Origin of the sequence: Ottowia oryzae (assembly GCF_003008535.1) — a bacterium.
In the GTDB taxonomy this organism is placed as follows: Bacteria; Pseudomonadota; Gammaproteobacteria; order Burkholderiales; family Burkholderiaceae_C; genus Ottowia; species Ottowia oryzae.
Genome location: NZ_CP027666.1, coordinates 2,377,097 through 2,394,127 on the forward strand (window position 1 = coordinate 2,377,097; position 17,031 = coordinate 2,394,127).

General features: G+C 68.3%; 11 protein-coding genes and 1 pseudogene. 6 read left to right on the forward strand and 6 right to left on the reverse strand.

Annotated features, from left to right (window positions below; all coding sequences use genetic code 11):
- Positions 1–246: 246 nt before the first annotated feature.
- The 5 genes from C6570_RS10965 to C6570_RS10985 all read left to right on the forward strand — a co-directional run bounded on the left by C6570_RS10965 (position 247) and on the right by C6570_RS10985 (position 4,060).
- Positions 247–1,239, forward strand: coding sequence for an RluA family pseudouridine synthase (locus tag C6570_RS10965; protein WP_106703237.1), 993 nt, complete (start codon positions 247–249; stop codon positions 1,237–1,239).
- Positions 1,236–1,898, forward strand: coding sequence for an HAD family hydrolase (locus C6570_RS10970; protein ID WP_106703238.1), 663 nt, complete (start codon positions 1,236–1,238; stop codon positions 1,896–1,898). Before C6570_RS10965 ends, C6570_RS10970 begins: the two co-directional genes overlap by 4 nt.
- Positions 1,895–2,344, forward strand: a complete 450-nt coding sequence (locus C6570_RS10975) for a Rieske (2Fe-2S) protein (RefSeq protein WP_106703239.1) — start codon at positions 1,895–1,897, stop codon at positions 2,342–2,344. Before C6570_RS10970 ends, C6570_RS10975 begins: the two co-directional genes overlap by 4 nt.
- A 79-nt stretch (positions 2,345–2,423) precedes the next feature.
- Positions 2,424–3,380: a S49 family peptidase gene (locus tag C6570_RS10980; protein WP_106703240.1), complete on the forward strand. Its 957-nt coding sequence runs from the start codon at positions 2,424–2,426 to the stop codon at positions 3,378–3,380.
- Positions 3,381–3,568: 188 nt separating this feature from the next.
- Positions 3,569–4,060 (forward strand): flavodoxin family protein, encoded by a 492-nt coding sequence (locus tag C6570_RS10985; RefSeq protein WP_106703241.1) that lies wholly within the window; start codon positions 3,569–3,571, stop codon positions 4,058–4,060.
- Between the two features lie 25 nt (positions 4,061–4,085).
- Here the strand turns inward: C6570_RS10985 and C6570_RS10990 are convergent, their stop codons facing one another.
- Both C6570_RS10990 and C6570_RS10995 read right to left on the reverse strand, forming a co-directional pair.
- Positions 4,086–4,310: a hypothetical protein gene (locus C6570_RS10990; RefSeq protein ID WP_106703242.1), complete on the reverse strand. Its 225-nt coding sequence runs from the start codon at positions 4,308–4,310 to the stop codon at positions 4,086–4,088.
- Positions 4,311–4,529: 219 nt separating this feature from the next.
- A pseudogene (locus C6570_RS10995) lies at positions 4,530–4,985 on the reverse strand (Lrp/AsnC family transcriptional regulator); the annotation flags it as partial.
- Positions 4,986–5,122: 137 nt separating this feature from the next.
- Here C6570_RS10995 and C6570_RS11000 point away from each other — a divergent pair.
- Entirely contained in the window at positions 5,123–8,827 is a 3,705-nt protein-coding gene (locus C6570_RS11000; RefSeq protein WP_245896168.1) for an indolepyruvate ferredoxin oxidoreductase family protein, read from the forward strand.
- A 190-nt stretch (positions 8,828–9,017) separates the two neighbouring features.
- On the opposite strand, the gene C6570_RS11005 is transcribed toward C6570_RS11000, so the two are convergent.
- From C6570_RS11005 to C6570_RS11020, 4 genes are all read right to left on the reverse strand, one after another.
- On the reverse strand, positions 9,018–9,473 hold the full coding sequence (locus C6570_RS11005) for a RidA family protein (RefSeq protein WP_106703244.1): 456 nt from the start codon (positions 9,471–9,473) through the stop codon (positions 9,018–9,020).
- A gap of 107 nt (positions 9,474–9,580) precedes the next feature.
- Positions 9,581–10,534: a transglutaminase family protein gene (locus C6570_RS11010; RefSeq protein WP_211297588.1), complete on the reverse strand. Its 954-nt coding sequence runs from the start codon at positions 10,532–10,534 to the stop codon at positions 9,581–9,583.
- A gap of 165 nt (positions 10,535–10,699) precedes the next feature.
- On the reverse strand, positions 10,700–13,321 hold the full coding sequence (locus C6570_RS11015; protein WP_106703245.1) for a circularly permuted type 2 ATP-grasp protein: 2,622 nt from the start codon (positions 13,319–13,321) through the stop codon (positions 10,700–10,702).
- Between the two features lie 64 nt (positions 13,322–13,385).
- Entirely contained in the window at positions 13,386–16,922 is a 3,537-nt protein-coding gene (locus C6570_RS11020) for a transglutaminase family protein (protein WP_106703246.1), read from the reverse strand.
- Between the last annotated feature and the right edge of the window lie 109 nt (positions 16,923–17,031).

The window sequence follows — 17,031 nt, forward strand, 5'->3', positions numbered from 1 at the left end:
CTGTGCGGGCTCACCTGCCGATTTTGGGTATTCCGTTAATCAGGGTTTCATCGCGTCGACCCGACTTGCGCTTTTCGTGCGTGGCTGCCCGGGCCCAAAAAAGGGGCGCGGTGGGCAGAGCGCTTTCTTGTGCAAGCCCGGCATCGACCAGTACTGACATCAGGCTTTGTGTGGGCTGGAATTACACTTGCTCTCTTGGGCAAGCAAACTTCCATTTCAAATTCAACCACTTACGGCCGGTTGCCAGTGAATCGCATTATAGGTGCCAATCAGGCCACGTCCGACGCCCGGGCTAAACCCGAGGTCCGTTGGCTGACAGTGGACGACGAATCCGCGGGCCAGCGCCTGGACAACTTCCTGTTGCGCCACCTCAAGGGCGTGCCCAAGACGCACGTCTACCGCATCATCCGCAGCGGCGAGGTGCGGGTGAACAAGGCCCGCGCCAGCGCCGACACGCGCGTGGCGACAGGCGACGAAATCCGTGTGCCGCCCGTGCGCGTGGCCGAGCCCAAACCGCTGGACGGCGCCCAGGCCGCGCCAGCGCGCGAGTTTCCGGTGCTGCTGGAAGACGAAGCCGTCCTGGCCATCGACAAGCCTGCCGGTGTGGCGGTGCACGGCGGCTCGGGCGTCAGCTTTGGCGTGATCGAGCAGCTGCGCCGCGCCAGGCCACTGGCGCGCACGCTGGAGCTGGTGCACCGCCTTGACCGCGAAACCAGCGGCATCCTGCTGGTGGCCAAGAAGCGCAGCGCGCTGAAACACCTGCAAGACCAGTTCCGCGACCGCGAAACCGGCAAGACCTACCTGGCGCTGGTGCTGGGCGACTGGCCGGACAAACTCAAGGTGATCGACGCACCGCTGCACAAATACCTGGTGCCCGGCGGCGCAGGCGAGGGCGAGCGCCGCGTAAAAGTGGTGCCCAAGGACGACCCGGACGGCATGCGCGCCATCACCCTGGTCAAGGTGCGTGAGCGGCTGCCGGGCTTCACCCTGCTGGAAGTCACCATCAAGACCGGGCGCACACATCAGATCCGCGTGCACCTGGCCAGCCAGGGCCACCCGATCGCGGGCGACGAGAAATACGGCGATTTCGAGCGCAACAAGGCCTTGCACAAACAGGGCCTAAAACGCATGTTCCTGCACGCGTGGCGGTTACAGTTCAACCACCCTGTGACCAACCAGCGGGTGGAACTGCTGGCGCCGCTGCCGCCTGACCTGCAAGCCTTCACCGCAGCCCCATGAACCGCCCACGCGAATTCGACCTGATCTGCTTCGACTGGGACGGCACCCTGTTCGACTCCACCGGCATCATCACCCGCTGCATCCAGCAGGCGGTGGTGGACGTCGGCGGCGCGCGGCCCACCGACGAAGCGGCTTCCTACGTGATCGGCATGGCGCTGATGCCCGCACTGGCCCACGCCGCCCCCGACGTGCCCAAGGACAAATACCCGCTGCTGGGCGAGCGCTACCGCCACCATTACCTGGCGCACCAGAACGACATCAGCCTGTTTGACGGCGTGCTGCCCATGCTGGCCGAGCTGAAGGCGCGCCACCACTGGCTGGCCGTGGCCACCGGCAAAAGCCGCGTGGGGCTGGACAACGTGCTGGCCACGCGCGATTTGAAGGGCATCTTTGACGCATCGCGCACCGCGGATGAAACCGCCGGCAAGCCCGATCCGCGCATGCTCAATGAGCTGATGCGCCAGTTCGGCACCGAACCCGAGCGCACCCTGATGGTGGGCGACACCACGCACGACCTGCAAATGGCGCGCAACGCCGGTTGCGCCAGCCTGGGCGTGAGCTACGGCGCGCACCCGCCCAGCGAATTTGAGGCGCTGGGCCCGCGCGCCATCCTGCATTCCGCGCTAGCGCTGCGCCAATGGCTGAACGTGCACGCATGAGCCTGCCGCCCGCGCCGCCCCTTGAAAGCGAAAGCGCGCCCGTTGACGGGCCGCCCGAAGCCTTAGGTAAGCCCGACGCAGGCGCTGAAAGCCTGCCGCTGTGCGCGTCGGCCGACTTGGTTGAAGGCGGCCTGGCCGTCGCCTTCGACGTGGTTTACGCCGGCCAAACCTGCCGCGCCTTCGCCATTCGGTTTGAAGGGCAGCTCCACGCCTACCTGAACCGCTGCACCCACGTGGCGATGGAGATGGACTACCAGGAAGGCCGCTTTTTTGACGACACCGGCCGTTGGCTGCTGTGCGCCTCGCACGGCGCCGCCTACGCGCCAGGCACCGGCGAATGCGCTGGCGGGCCGTGCCGTGGCGGGCTGATCAAGGTGGATCTGAGCGAAGACGAAGGCGTGGTGCACTGGCACACCAGCTACTTGCTCAAACCATTGGTTTTCTGACGCTGCGGCGCACCTGCCGCAGCCCGCCTATTCATGACAATACCGGGCCCTGGCGCCCGTGCCAACTGCGAAAGACGCTATGGAAAATGAAGTAACCCTGGACGCCAAGACCCTGCACTGGGAGCGCGAAGCGATCGAAAAACTGCTGATGGCCGACCTGCGCGAGCGCCGCGCCGCCCGCCGCTGGCGCATCTTTCGCAGCCTGGTGTGGATGCTGCTCTTCGGCGCGCTGATCTGGCTGCTGGTGGCCGACATGCTGCCCACCAGCAAAACCACGGTGCCGCACACGGCCATGGTCACCATCAAGGGCGAAATCGCCGACACGGGCGAGGCCAGCGCCGAATACGTGCTGCCCGCCCTGCGCAGCGCGCTGGAAGACGACGGCGCCCAGGCGCTGGTGCTTTTGATCAACTCGCCCGGCGGCAGCCCGGTGCAGGCGGGCCTGATCAACGACGAAATCCGCCGCCTGCGCGCGCTGCACAAGAAGCCGATCTACGCTGTGGTGGAAGAAACCTGCGCCTCGGCCGCGTACTACATCGCCTCGGCCGCCGACAAGATCTATGTGAACAAGGCCAGCATCGTCGGCAGCATTGGCGTGCTGATGGACGGCTTCGGCTTTACCGGCACCATGGAAAAGCTGGGCGTGGAGCGCCGCCTGCTGACGGCCGGCGCCAACAAGGGCTTTCTGGACCCGTTCAGCCCCCAGTCTGAAACGCAAAAGCAGTACGCCCAGGTCATGCTGGACCAGATTCACCAGCAGTTCATTGCGGTGGTCAAGCAAGGCCGGGGCGACCGCCTGAAGCCCAACCCCGAGATGTTCAGCGGCCTGTTCTGGACCGGCGAGCAAGCCGTGCAGATGGGCCTGGCCGACGGCCTGGGCAGCCTGGATTCGGTGGCCCGAGACGTCGTCAAGGCCGAAAAGCTGGTGGACTACACCAACAAGGAAAACATCGCCGAACGCTTTGCCAAGCGCTTTGGCGCGGCCATCGGCGGTGGTGCGGTGAACGCACTGCGCACGCTGCCGCCGGTGCGCTGAGGCTTTGGGTGCTGGCGCGGTTTGATCCACCGGCAGGGCGCATCGGTGCGCGTGTGCGCTCATCCGCGCGGCGCGCGTTGACGCACAGGTTGCTATTTAAATGCTAGCTGCCAGCGCTGTCGCAGTGGGCGCCAGAGCACGTTTTTTATATGAAGCCCTGAAAGCGTGATGCCTGCGCGGCCCGCATCATGAAGCACCTGCTTATCGTCTACCACTCCATGACTGGCGGCACGCGCCGGATGGCCGAGGCCGCCGCACAGGCCGCGCGTGGGCAGGAGGGCGTGGCCGTGCATCTCAAGACCGCCCAGGATGCCCGGCCAGAAGACCTGCTGGCGGCCGATGGCTACGTCTTCGCCTGTCCCGAAAACCTGGCGGCCATCGCCGGGCTGATGAAGGACTTTTTCGACCGCTGCTACTACCCCGTGCTGGACCGCATCCAGGGCCGCCCGTACGCCGTGATGGTGTGCGCGGGCAGCGACGGCAGCAACGCCGCGCGGCAGATGGAGCGCATCGCCACCGGTTGGCGGCTGAAAGCGGTGGCGCCGGCCTTGACCGTGTGCACGCACGCCCAAACACCAGAGCAGATCCTGGCGCCGAAAACGCTGGGCGCGAAAGACCTGACGCGGTGCTCCGAACTGGGCGAAGGTCTCGCCGCAGGGTTGTCGGCGGGCATTTTCTAGCGCGCCGCCCCCGCGGCGCACGTATTCACGGCTTTTCAGGCAGATGAGCGGATGTGCGCTGTGAAAGGGCTGAGGCTTCTGCGCCGGTGGTGAGATGCTCGATAGCGCCTGTGACTTCGTCGGGCGTCACTGGGGGCTTGGCCGGTGCGAACGCCAGCACCGCGAAGGCCAGTGCTACGGCCACCACGGTCAGCACCGTCAACGGTTTGTGGCGCGTGGCGCCTGGTGGGGTGGGGGCGGGGCGGTTCATGGCGGCGATCCTCCGGGCTGCAAAGACGGGGTGGATGCCACGCATGATGCGGCCGACGTGGCCGCTGGTCTGTCAGACGTTGTCGATGCCCTTGGGCAGAGTGGGCGGAATAGGCGGATGAGGTGCAGTGCGCGCCGCAGGGGCTGGCGCTGCGCTGGCGCGGCCCGCTGAGGTGCGGCCGCTGCGCGGTGGCGCATCGGCGGCCGCGGCCTGGGTGGGCACGGGCAGCCGCACGTCCGACTTCACTTCCTTCAGCACGATGGAAGAGCGCACGTGGGTGACGCCGGGCAGGCGAAACAGCTCGGCGTGCAGGAACTGCTCGTACGCGGCGATGTCGGGCACCAGCACGCTCAGCAGGTAGTCCGCCTGGCCCGTGGTGGACAGACAGCGCACGATGGGCGGCGTGGCCTGCACCGCGCGCTCAAACGCTTGCACGGTGTCGGGGCTGTGCTGGTTCAGGTTGACTTCGGCCACCACCAGCAGGCCCAGGCCCACGCGCGCGCGGTCGACCAGCGCGCTGTAGCCGGTGATCACGCCCGCCGCCTCCATGTCCTTGATGCGCTTCCAGCAGGGGGTGGTGGACAGGCCCACGCGCTCGGCGATCTGCTGCACGGTTTGGCGGGCGTCGCGCTGCAGCTCACGCAGGATGGCCAGGCTGTGGTGATCGAGAATCATGTTCTTGAATATTGGTTAATTTAAGAATGATATTCCGGCTATCTGCATTTAGCACCGCAAACAAGTGGCCTTTTTTCTGCGAATCGGCCTAAAGTGGCCGCACAAGCAGGCCCCGTGCGGGCCGCAGGAGACAAGCCATGAGCCAGCCCACGATGCACGCCGCCGACCGCGAAGCGGCCAACCCTGTCGCCGGTGACGCAGCCGTTGATGTAGCCGTTGATGCAGCCGACGCGGCGCGCGCGGCCGACCACCCCATCCAGCGCCCCGACTACCGCCTGGGCGACAACCTGTGGGCGCGCGAAGGCCAGGTCTTCATGACGGGCACGCAGGCCCTGGTGCGCCTGATGCTGATGCAGCGCTGGCGCGACGAGGCCGCCGGGCTGGCCACGCAGGGTTTCGTCAGCGGCTACCGCGGCTCGCCGCTCGGCATGGTGGACCAGCAGATCTGGAAGGCTGGCAAAACCTGGCGCGACGAGGGCCTGAACTTCGTGCCCGCCATCAACGAAGAACTGGGCGCCACGCAGGTGCTGGGCACCCAGCGCGTGGAAAGCGACCCCGAGAAAACCTGCGACGCGGTGTTTGCCATGTGGTACGGCAAGGGCCCTGGCGTAGACCGCGCGGGCGACGCCATCAAGCACGGCAACGCTTACGGCAGCTCGCCCCACGGCGGCGTGCTGGTGGTGGCGGGGGATGACCACGGCTGCGTCAGCTCGTCGATGCCGCACCAGTCGGACCAGCTGCTGCAGGCGTACCACATGCCCATCGTGGCGCCCGCCACGGTGGGCGAGCATCTGGAATTCGGGCTGTACGGCTGGGCGCTTTCGCGCTACTCAGGCAACTGGGTGGGGCTGACATCGCTGTCGGAAGTGGTGGAAAGCGGCGCCACGGTCGATCTGGATGCCATCAACCAACGCGTGGCGGCCTGGAAAAGCGCCGACGAAGTGCGCGCGCTGACGGGCCACCAGGCGCCCGCCAGCGGTCTGCACTACCGCTGGCCGGATTTCCCATCGCTACAAATTGAAGAGCGGCTGGCGCAGAAGCTGCAAGCGGTGGCGGCCTTTTCGGCTGTGAATTCGATTGACCGCAACGTCATTGAATCGCCGCACGCCACGGTGGGCATCGTGACCTGCGGCAAGTCGCACTACGACCTGATGGAGGTGCTGCGCCGGCTGGAGATCAGCAACGACATGCTGGCCGCTGCGGGTGTGCGGCTGTACAAGGTGGGCTTGAGCTTTCCGCTGGAAAGCACGCGCATGCTGGCCTTTGCGCACGGCCTGCAAGAAATACTGGTCGTCGAGGAAAAGGGCGCGGTGGTGGAAAGCCAGCTGCGCGAGCTGTTCTACAACGCCCCTGGCGGCCTGCGCCCGGCCATCCTGGGCAAGAAAGGCGCGCAGGGCCAGCCGCTGGTGGGCGCCCTGGGCGAACTGCGGCCCTCGCGCCTGATCGAACTGACAGCCGACTGGCTGATTCGCCACTTTCCGGCGCAGTTCAGTGACCGCCGCGCGCATGTGCGCGATTTCACGCTGCCTGAGCTGCTCAGCAACGATTCGGACAGCGTCAAGCGCATGCCGTACTTCTGCGCCGGCTGCCCGCACAACACGTCCACCAAAGTGCCCGAGGGCTCCACGGCCAAGGCGGGCATCGGCTGCCACTTCATGGCCAACTGGATGGACCGCGACACGGCCGGGCTGATCCAGATGGGCGGCGAAGGGGTGGATTGGGTGTCGCACTCGCGCTTCACGCGCATGCCGCACGTGTTCCAGAACCTGGGCGACGGCACGTACTACCACTCGGGCTACCTGGCGATTCGCCAGGCCGTGGCGGCCAAGGCGCGCATCACCTACAAGATTCTGTTCAACGATGCTGTGGCCATGACCGGCGGCCAGCCGGTGGACGGCGTGATCAGCGTGGACGCCATCGCCCGCCAGGTGGAAAGCGAGGGCGTGAAGAAGGTGGTGGTGCTGTCGGACGACATTGCCAAGTACGACACGCAGAAAGGCCGCTTTCCCGCCGGCACCCAGTTTTTCGACCGCGCCGAGCTGGACCGCGTGCAGCGCGAGCTGCGCGAGGTGGATGGCGTCACCGTGCTGATCTATGAGCAGACCTGCGCCGCCGAAAAGCGCCGCCGCCGCAAGAAGGGCGAGCTGGCGGACCCGGACAAGCGCCTGTTCATCAACGAATCCGTGTGCGAAGGCTGCGGCGACTGCAGCGTGCAAAGCAACTGCGTGGCCGTGCTGCCGCATGAGACGCCGCTGGGCCGCAAGCGCAAGATCGACCAGACCGCGTGCAACAAGGACTATTCCTGCGCCAAGGGCTTTTGCCCCAGCTTCGTCGGCGTGAGTGGCGGCAAGCTGCGCAAGCGCGCGGGCGCCCTGGCGGGCGAGGCCGGGCAGGGCGCCTTCGCCCGGCTGGTGGACGGGCTGCCGCAGCCCAAGCCGCACGACTGGACGGGGCCGTACGACCTGCTGGTCACCGGCGTGGGCGGCACGGGCGTGGTCACCGTAGGCGCCGTGATCGCCATGGCCGCGCACCTGGAAGGCAAAAGCGCCAGCGTGCTGGACTTCATGGGCTTCGCGCAAAAAGGTGGCGCCGTGATGTCTTTCGTGCGGCTGGCCGACGTGCCCGAGCGGCTGAACCAGGTGCGCATCGACACCCAGCAGGCCGACGCCCTGCTGGCGTGCGACACCGTGGTGGCCGCCCAGCCCGAGGCGCTGGGCACCGTGCGACACGGCCGCACCCGCGTGCTGGCCAACGTGCATGAAACGCCCGTGGCCGAATCCCTGCGCAACCCCGATGCGGACCTGAAAACCGAGCTGCTGCTGGGCAAGCTGCGCTTTGCCGCGGGCGAAGACCGCGTAGAAACGTTTGACGCGCAGACGCTGGCCAACGACTTTTTGGGGGACACCGTCACCGCCAACATCCTGGCCATGGGGTACGCATGGCAGCGCGGGCTGGTGCCCGTCAGCCTGGCGGCGCTGCTGCGCGCGATCGAGCTGAACGGCGTGGCCGTGGCAGCCAACGTGGCGGCGTTTTCGCTTGGCCGCTTGGCCGCCGCCGACCCCGGCGCGTGCGAAGCGCTGCTCGGCGATCAGGTGCGCCCCGCGCCCGTGGCGGCCGAATCGATCGATGCCGTCATCACCCAAGGCATGAACCACTTGACGGCCTACCAGAACGCCGCCTGGGCCGAACGCTACGCCAAGCTGGTGCGCGAGGTGTACGCGGCCGAGCAAGCCCTACAGCCAGCCGATGCGGCCATGCCACTGACCCGCGCCGTAGCGAATTCGCTGCGCAAGCTGATGAGCTACAAGGATGAATACGAAGTCGCCCGCCTGTACACCGACGGCGACTTTGAAAAAGCGCTGGCCCAGCAATTTGAAGGCGACGTGCGCCTGTCCTTCTACATGGCCCCGCCGGTGCTCAGCCGCAGCCAGCACGGCGAGCCGCCGCGCAAGGTGGAGCTGGGCAGCTGGTTGTGGAAAGCCCTGCGCCTGCTGGCCAAGGCCAAGGGCTTGCGCGGCGGCGCGCTAGACCCGTTCGGGCGCACCGACGAGCGGCGCATGGAGCGAGAGCTGATCGCCCGTTTCGAGGCGCGCGTGCGCGAGCTTCTGCCGCAGTTGACGGCGGGCAATCGGGCGCTGATGGCGCAGATCGCGGCGCTGCCGCTGTCGATGCGCGGGTACGGCCACGTCAAGCTGGCCAACGTGGCGCTGGCGCAGGTGCGCGAAACCGAGCTGCTGCACCGGCTGGACGCCGCGCGCTACCCGGCGCCCCAACGGCCGGCCACGGCCAAGGCGGGGCAGATCAAGGGCATTGCGATTCGCAGCGAGAAGCAGGTGGCCTGAAAGCGGCCGCCACGCAGTGAGGCGGGGGCTTTGGCGGCGGAGCGCCCAGCGTTCCGGCGGATGCCGGGTATTGGTAGGTGCGCAGCTGGCTAGGCCAAATACTCAAAAACCATAGCGACCAGCGCTGGTCGGGCGGGCGCTGGAGCCATCTTTCGCTTGCATAAGCCTGGCCAGTACCAGGCCAGCTGGCTTACTCGACTTCGGCGATCAGCTCGATCTCGACGCAGGCGCCCAGGGGCAGGGTGGGCACGCCAAACGCGCTGCGGGCGTGGGCGCCGCGTTCGCCAAACACCTGGGCCAGCAATTCAGAGCAGCCGTTGGTGACCAGGTGCTGCTCGACGAAGTCGGGCGTGCTGTTCACCAGGCTCATGACCTTGACGATGCGGCGCACACGCTCCAGATCGCCCACGGCGGCCTTCAGGGTGCCCATCAGGTCGATGGCCACCGCGCGTGCGGCTTCGGCGCCTTGCGCGGTCGCCATGTCCTGCCCCAGTCGGCCAACCCAGGGTTTGCCGTCTTTGCGGGCGATGTGGCCCGAGAGAAAAACCAGGTTGCCGGTGCGCACGAAGGGCACGTAGGCGGCGGCGGGCACGGCGACGGGCGGCAGGGCGATGCCGAGTTGGTCCAGTTGGCTTTGAATGCTCATGATCTAACCTTTGAATGGGGTGGAGATGGGGTGAAAAGCGGGGTGCGTCGCGGGCGCTTGACCTTTAGGCACAACCCCAGGCGGGGCGCCGGCCGCCGCCAGCGGGGCTAGGCCGAAACGCCGTCGGGCGGCAGCTGGTCGGCCTGGAACGGCTCGACTGTAACGCCCACGTGCAGGCGGTGTTCGCCCGCGCCGCGGATCACGCCGCGCAGCGGGGAAACGTCGGCGTAGTCGCGGCCCACGGCCAGGCGGATGTAGTCCTCGCCGGGGGTGCTCCAGCCGTCGCGCGCGTTGGTGGGGTCCAGGTCGTACCAGGCGCCCATGCCGCCGCTGCCTTCCTGCCCGGACGGATCGGGCAGGTCGGGCAGAAAGACGGAGATCCAGGCGTGCGACGCATCGCTGCCAATCAGGCGCGGCATGCCGGGCGGCGGCTGCGTCAGCAGATAGCCGCTGACGTAGCGCGCGGCCAGCCCCAGCGAGCGCAGGCAGGCCAGCATGACGTGGGCGAAATCCTGGCAGACGCCCTCGCGCCGCTGCAGCGCCACGGCGGCGGGCGTGTTGATTTCGGTCACATCGGCGCGGTAGGTGAATTCGGTGTGCACGCGGTGCATCAGCGCGCGCCCCGCCTCGATCAGCGGCCGCCCGGGTGTGAAGCAGCTTTGGGCGTACGCCGCAAAAGCGTCGCCCGGATGCACGTAGACGGACGGAAAGACGAATTCGCTGGACGCGCCGTAGGTGTGGCCCGCGTGGTAGGTGAAGGCGTCGCGCGCGGCCTCCCAGGCGATGGTGCTGGGCGCATGGGGCGGGGCGGTGGTGTCCAGAATGCTGCGCGCGCGCACCAGCAGGCCGTCGTGCGGGCGGTCCAGCTCGACCACGCTGCGGCGGTTGCCGTACACGTCCAGCGAATCGCTGCGCGCCGTGGGCGCGGGGTGCACGTCCAGGCGGTGATCCAGCACCGTTTGCCGGGGCGTGTTGGGCGGGCTGAGGTGGATCAGGTGCAGGGCGGTCGCGACTGCCGGTTGGTAGTCGTACCGCGTATCGTGGGTGACGGACAGGCGCATGGGTTCAGTGGGCGTGATGGGGTGCGAGCTGCCCCGCAAGGCCGTGGACCGGCGCGCCGCGCACGCGCAGGGCGCAGCCGTGGCAGCGGACCGCTTCGGCCTGGCTGCGTGCGCGCGGCGTCGAGGGGGCGGGTTGAGGGCTCATGGCCATGCGTTCACACCGCATCAGGCACCCAGGCTGCGCCGAGCATCCTCGGTGTGGCTGAAGTAGCGCAGCGCGATGGCGTCGGAGAGCTCGCCCGCCGTGTCGCTCATCTCGCGCAGCAGATCCTGCAGGTGGACGAAGTCGCCAATGGCGTCGGACTCACACAGCGTGGCCAGCGCACCAACGTCGGGCTGGCGCAGCCGCCTGGACAGGTCTTGCACCCCCACCGGTTCGCGCTCATGCAGGTAAGCCAGGCGGCCGTTGAGCGTTTGCGCCACCCACGCCAGCGAACGAGGGTTCTGGTAGTTCAGCACCACGTGTTCGAGCAAGGCGGGAATCTCGCGGCTGCGCTGGTAGCGCGAGTGGAACGAGATGGCCGAATCGAACACGTCCAGCAACACGCCAAAGCCCGCCGCGTCGTGCACGGCGTTGGTGTAGAAGCCGCGCGATAGCGCGTCGGTCAGAAAGCTCAGCCGCTCGAGCTGGCGCCCGGCCGACATCAGGCGCCAGCCGTCGTCGCGCCACATGCGGTCATGCTGCGCACCGGTGATGGCCGCCAGGTTCTTGCTCAGGCGGTCCAGCGCGGCCAGCGCGTCGGAGGCGGCGGGCGGGTCAAAGCGTGTGAGTGCGTCGCAGTCTTCGCGGAATTGCTCCTGCGCCTGCTTGATGAAGTTCCAGTGCTCGGTGGACAGCCGCTCGCGCAGGGTGGCGCCGGCGCTGCGCAGCCACCACAGGCTGAAGCCCACGCTGGGCACCGTTTGCGTGTCGCCCAAGTGGGTGATCAGCAGGCGCTCGAATTCGGTGCGCCACTGCAGCGGGTCGGGTTCGCCCTTGGCGGTCAGCCCCACGCTTTCAGCCAGTTGGCCCAGCCACATCAGCATGGCGGGGGAGGGTTCTTCCTCGCCGTGCAGCGCATCCAGCGTGATGCGCGCCAGGCGGGCGGCGTTTTCTGCGCGCTCGGTGTAGCGGCCCAGCCAGAACAGGTTTTCGGCCGCGCGGCTGGTCACCAGGCGCTCGCGCGCGGCGGGCAGCGGTGGCGCCGTGGCGGCGGCCACGTAGGGCGCCAGCATGCCGTGGTCGGTTTCGTCGGCGGGCGAAAGGTCGTCCACCACCCAGGCGTCGGCGCTGGAGCCGCCGCTTTGCATGCTGGCGATGCCCGCGTCGCCCCCGACCAGGCGTGCCATGCCGCCGGGCAGCACCTGCCAGCCGCCCGAGCCGTCCGACAGCGCAAACACCCGCAGGATGGCCGATCGCATGGCGATGTGCGAGCCCTGCGGCCCACTGCGCCACACCGGCGTTTGCGAGGTCGGCAGGTAGGCCTGCACCGTGTGTTCGTCGGGCGCGTGGCGGATGCGGTCCACCCACGACGCCAGCTGGCCCGGCCCCATCAAGGGGCCCACGCCCGCCTCGAACGTGCCGCGCGAAAGTGACCACGGGTAGGTGGGCTTGATGACCGACTGCGCCAGCCGCGGCAGCACTTCCAGCATCGCCGCCTCTTCGCCGCACCACCAGGTGTGCAGCGCGGGCAGGCGCAACTCTTCGCCCAGCAGGCGCCGGGCCAGGGCGGGCAGAAAGCCCAGCAGCGCGCTGGATTCCAGAAAACCGGATCCCAGCGCGTTGGCCATCAGCACGTTGCCAGAGCGCACTGCCTGCACCAGCCCGGGCACGCCCAGGCGCGAATCGGGGCGCATCTCCAGCAGGTCGACCCAGGCGTCGTCCACGCGCTTGATGAGCGCATCGACCGGCCGCAGGCCGTGCAGGGTCTTGAGGTAAAGGCGTTCGCCGCGCACCGTCAGGTCGGTGCCTTCCACCAGCGTCACGCCCAGGTAGCGCGCCAGGTAAGACTGCTCGAAGTACGTCTCGTTGTACGGCCCGGCGGTCAGCAGCGCGACGTGCGCGTCCGGCCCGTTGGGCGCCATGGCCTTCAGGCCTTCGATGAAGCTGCGGTAGGTGGCGGCCAGGCGGCGCACGTTCAGCGCCTCGAACGGCTCGGCGAATTGGCTGGACACGGCCAGCCGGTTTTCCAGCAGATAGCCCAGGCCCGAGGGCGCCTGCGTGCGCTGCGACACCACCCACCAATGCCCGTTGGGCCCGCGCGCCAAGTCCATCGCGACGATGTGCAGGTGCTGGCCGCCCACCGGCCGCACACCGTGCAGCGCGCGCAGGTAGTCAGGGTGGCCTTGCACCAGCGCGGGTGGCACCAGCCCTTCGCGCAGCAGGCGGCGCTCGCCGTACACGTCGGCCATCACCGCTTCCAGCACGCGCACGCGCTGCAGCACGCCGTCTTCGATGCGCGCCCAGTCGCCCGGCGTGATCAGCAGGGGGAACATGTCCAGCGCCCACGGGCGCTGCAGCTGCACATCGTCGGTGTAGACGTTGTAGGACACGCCGTTGTCACGCAGCTGCCGCGCCAGGCGGCTGGCGCGCTGGTCCAGCTGCGCCCAGCCCGCCGGGCCCAGCGCCCTGAAGAAGCGCGCCCAGGCCGGCACCAGCGCGGCCTGGGGCGCGTCAATGCCGCTGGCCAAGCGCGCGCGCAGGCCGTGCAGCTCGTCAAAGTGCGCGTCGTCCGCGCGGGGGAAGGTGGCGCCCGTTTCGATGTGGAGTTGGGTGCGCAACTGGCTCAATTCGTCCGATGCAGGCATACCCGGCCTATTGTGTCCGATCAAGGTGAGCCCGGCTGTCGGACACCAGGCAACCCTGACGGCGTCACCGTGCCGGCAATGCGCCCCAGCGCAGGTCCAGCGTGTAGGGGTACTCGCGGCTGCCGGCGCGCTCGGCATCCTGCACGGTCAGCGCGGACGGCTCGGCCGAATGCCCCACGGCCGAGAACCGCGCCAGGCGCCGGCTTTCGGCCTCGTACGCATTGATCGGAAAGGTCTGGTAGTTGCGCCCGCCGGGGTGCGCCACGTGGTATTGACAGCCCCCCACCGAGCGCTGGTTCCAGGTGTCGATCACGTCGAAGGTCAGCGGGCCTTGCGGCTGGATGGACGGGTGCAGCGAAGACCACGGGTTCCACGCCTTGAAGCGCACGCCTGCGGCGAATTCGCCTTCCTTGCCCAGCGGCTGCAGCGGCACGGCGCGACCGTTGCACGCCAGTACGTAGCGCTTGGCGTTGAAGCCACTGACCTGCACCTGCAGCCTTTCCACCGACGAATCGACGTAGCGCGCCGTGGTGGCGCCGTTGCTTTGCTCGCCCATCACGTGCCAGGGCTCCAGCGCGTGGCGCAGCGTCAGGCGCATGCCGGGCAGGGCCAGCTCGCCGATCAGCGGAAAGCGGAACTCGTGGTGCGGGGCAAACCACGCGGCATCCAGCGCATAGCCGGCCTGCTGCAGCTCGTCGATCACGCCCTCGAAGTCGGCCTTGATGAACGCGGGCAGCATGAAGCGGTCGTGCAGCGCATTGCCCCAGCGCACCGGGGTGCCCGTGTACGGCTGGCGCCAAAAGCGCGCCAGCAGCGCACGGATCAGCAGCTGCTGCACCACCGACATGCGCGCGTGCGGCGGCATCTCGAAAGCGCGCATCTCCAGCAGCCCTAGCCGCCCCGTGGGGCCTTCGGGCGCGTAGAGCTTGTCGATGCAGAACTCGCTGCGGTGCGTGTTGCCGGTGACGTCCACCAGCAGGTTGCGCAAGGTGCGGTCGACCAGCCACGGCGGCACGGCATCGGCCCTGGGCACTTCGCCTGCGGGCACGCCGGCCGCGGCGCGCAGCTGCTGCAGGGCGATGTCCAGCTCGTACAGCTGGTCGTCGCGGGCCTCATCCACACGCGGCGCCTGGCTGGTGGGGCCGATGAACATGCCGCTGAACAGGTACGACAGCGAGGGGTGGTTCTGCCAGTACACCAGCAGGCTGGCCAGCACGTCGGGCCGGCGCAGGAAGGGGCTGTCGGCCGGGGTGGCGCCACCCATCACGATGTGGTTGCCGCCGCCGGTGCCGGTGTGGCGTCCGTCGGTCATGAATTTCTCGGCCGACAGGCGCGTTTCAAACGCGGCCTGGTACAGAAACTCGGTGTGGTCCACCAGATCGCGCCAGCTGGTCACGGGTTGGATGTTTGCCTCGATCACGCCTGGGTCGGGCGTGATCTGCAGCATCTTCACGCGCGGATCGCGCGGGGGTGGGTAACCTTCCAGCACCACCGGTTGGCCCAGCTGGGCGGCGGTGGCTTCGATGGCGGCGACCAGGTCGAGGTAGTCCTCCAGCTTTTCCAGCGGCGGCATGAAGATGTACAGCACGCGGGATGCGCCTTCCTTGGGCGCAAAGCGGGCCAAGGCGGCGCGGTGGCGCGCGACGGCGGCGCGCTGGGCCTGCGCGGCGTCGTCGTCGCCTTCGATTTCGGGGAAGTACTCCAGCACGGTGTGGCCGCGCACCGGGTCGCGCGCCTCCACCACCAGCGCGGTGCGCGGCACCCACGCGGCCGATTCCTTGCGCTGGGGGGCGCGGTCGCGCGGGTCCAAACCGTTTTGTGTCTCGTCCTCGTTTGCTCCTGATTCTGTAGCTGCTGGCGCAATGTCCTCGGGCGCCAGAGCCTCTTTTTCTTCAAAGGAATCAGGGTCGAGATGGCGCGCCAGGTCTTCGTCGCTGACCCACGGCAGGCTCGCCAGCGGCAGGCGAAAGCCCATCGGCGAATCGCCCGGCACCAGCGTCAGCCGGTCGCCGCGGAACCACCAGCGCGCGCTCAGCCACCGTGGGCGCTGGCCATCGGCCGACGGCCACGGGTCGGGCAGGTTCTCAAGTTGCGATGAAGCGTGCAGCGGCAGCGCATAGCCCGCCACCTGGCCCAGGCCTTGGGTGAAGACGTCGCGCAGGCGGTCGCGCTCGGCCTCGTCGTCCAGGCGGCTGTCGTACGGGTCGACGTTGAAGGGCAGTTGCCGCTCGCGGTTCAGGTAGTGCCAGGCGTCTTCGTACGCCGGGCGCACGGTGGAGGTGCCCACGCCCAGGCGCGTGGCGAGCGCCTCGATGAAGAGGCGCGCGCCCTCGGTGGTGGCGTGGTGGGGCTGGCGCTCGTCGGCCAGCCAGCGCGGGTCGTGCCAGATGGCCTGACCGTCGGTGCGCCAGAACAGGCTGAGCGCCCAGCGCGGCAGTTGCTCGCCGGGGTACCACTTGCCCTGGCCGAGGTGCAGCAGGCCATTGGGGCCGTAGCGGTCTTTCAGGCGGTAGAGCAGGTCCAGTGCGAAGACGCGCTTGGTGGGGCCCAGCGCGGCGGTGTTCCATTCCAGGCCATCGGGGTCGTCCACGCCGACGAAGGTGGGCTCGCCACCCATGGTCAGGCGCACGTCGCCGGCTTGCAGCTGGGCATCGACCGCGTCGCCTGCGGCCAGGATGTCGCCCCACTGCGCGTCGCTGTAGGGCAGGGTGACACGCGGCGATTCGTGGATGCGCACCACCTTCATGTCGTGGCCGAAGTCGACTTCGGCAAACTCCACCATGCCTTCGATGGGCGCGGCGCTGGACGGCTGCGGCGTGCAGGCCAGCGGGATATGCCCTTCGCCCGCCAGCAGGCCTGAGGTGGGGTCCAGCCCGATCCAGCCGGCGCCGGGCAGGTACACCTCGCACCAGGCGTGCAGGTCGGTGAAATCGACCTCGGTGCCGCTGGGGCCGTCCAGCGACTTCACGTCGGGCGTCAGCTGAATGAGGTAGCCAGAGACAAACCGCGCCGCCAGGCCGCAGTGGCGCAGCAGTTGCACCAGCAGCCAGCCCGAATCGCGGCACGAGCCGCTGGCCAGTTGCAAGGTCTGCTCGGGCGTTTGCACGCCGGGCTCCATGCGGATCAGGTACGACACGTCGTGGTGCAGGCGCTGGTTGAGCTGCACCAGAAAATCAATGGTGGGCTTTTCGGTGCGGTCGATGCCGGCCAGGTACTGCGCCAGCAGCGGCGTGGCGGTGTCGGCCTGCAGGTAGGGTGCCAGGTCTTCGCGCAGGTGCGCTTCGTAGGTGAAGGGAAAGCGCTCGGCCGATGGCTCAAGGAAGAAGTCGAACGGGTTATAGACGGCCATCTCGGCCACCAGATCGACGGTGACGCGCAATTCGCGCGTGCGTTCCGGAAAGACCAGCCGCGCCTGGTAGTTGGCAAACGGGTCTTGCTGCCAGTTGATGAAGTGCTCGGCCGGTTCGACTTTCAGCGAATACGACAGGATCTTGGTGCGGCAATGCGGCGCCGGGCGCAGGCGCACGGTTTGCGGCCCCAGCTTGACGGGGCGGTCGTACCGGTAGTCGGTGATGTGGGTGAGCGCGACGTGAATGGCCATGGTGCAGTTGCCTTTGGTTCCGGTACGCTGTCATCCTAGCAAGCTGCGCGCCAGGTGGCGGCCGCGAGGCGGCGGGAGGGGGCGCAGCAAGGCTAAGGGAAGGCATTTC

Coding starts and splice junctions, on each gene's coding strand:
- C6570_RS10970 (WP_106703238.1), top strand. CDS start 1,236: ATGAACCGCCCACGCGAATTCGACCTGATCTGCTTCGACTGGGACGGC.
- C6570_RS10975 (WP_106703239.1), top strand. CDS start 1,895: ATGAGCCTGCCGCCCGCGCCGCCCCTTGAAAGCGAAAGCGCGCCCGTT.
- C6570_RS10980 (WP_106703240.1), top strand. CDS start 2,424: ATGGAAAATGAAGTAACCCTGGACGCCAAGACCCTGCACTGGGAGCGC.
- C6570_RS10985 (WP_106703241.1), top strand. CDS start 3,569: ATGAAGCACCTGCTTATCGTCTACCACTCCATGACTGGCGGCACGCGC.
- C6570_RS10990 (WP_106703242.1), bottom strand. CDS start 4,310: ATGAACCGCCCCGCCCCCACCCCACCAGGCGCCACGCGCCACAAACCG.
- C6570_RS11000 (WP_245896168.1), top strand. CDS start 5,123: ATGAGCCAGCCCACGATGCACGCCGCCGACCGCGAAGCGGCCAACCCT.
- C6570_RS11005 (WP_106703244.1), bottom strand. CDS start 9,473: ATGAGCATTCAAAGCCAACTGGACCAACTCGGCATCGCCCTGCCGCCC.
- C6570_RS11010 (WP_211297588.1), bottom strand. CDS start 10,534: ATGCGCCTGTCCGTCACCCACGATACGCGGTACGACTACCAACCGGCA.
- C6570_RS11015 (WP_106703245.1), bottom strand. CDS start 13,321: ATGCCTGCATCGGACGAATTGAGCCAGTTGCGCACCCAACTCCACATC.
- C6570_RS11020 (WP_106703246.1), bottom strand. CDS start 16,922: ATGGCCATTCACGTCGCGCTCACCCACATCACCGACTACCGGTACGAC.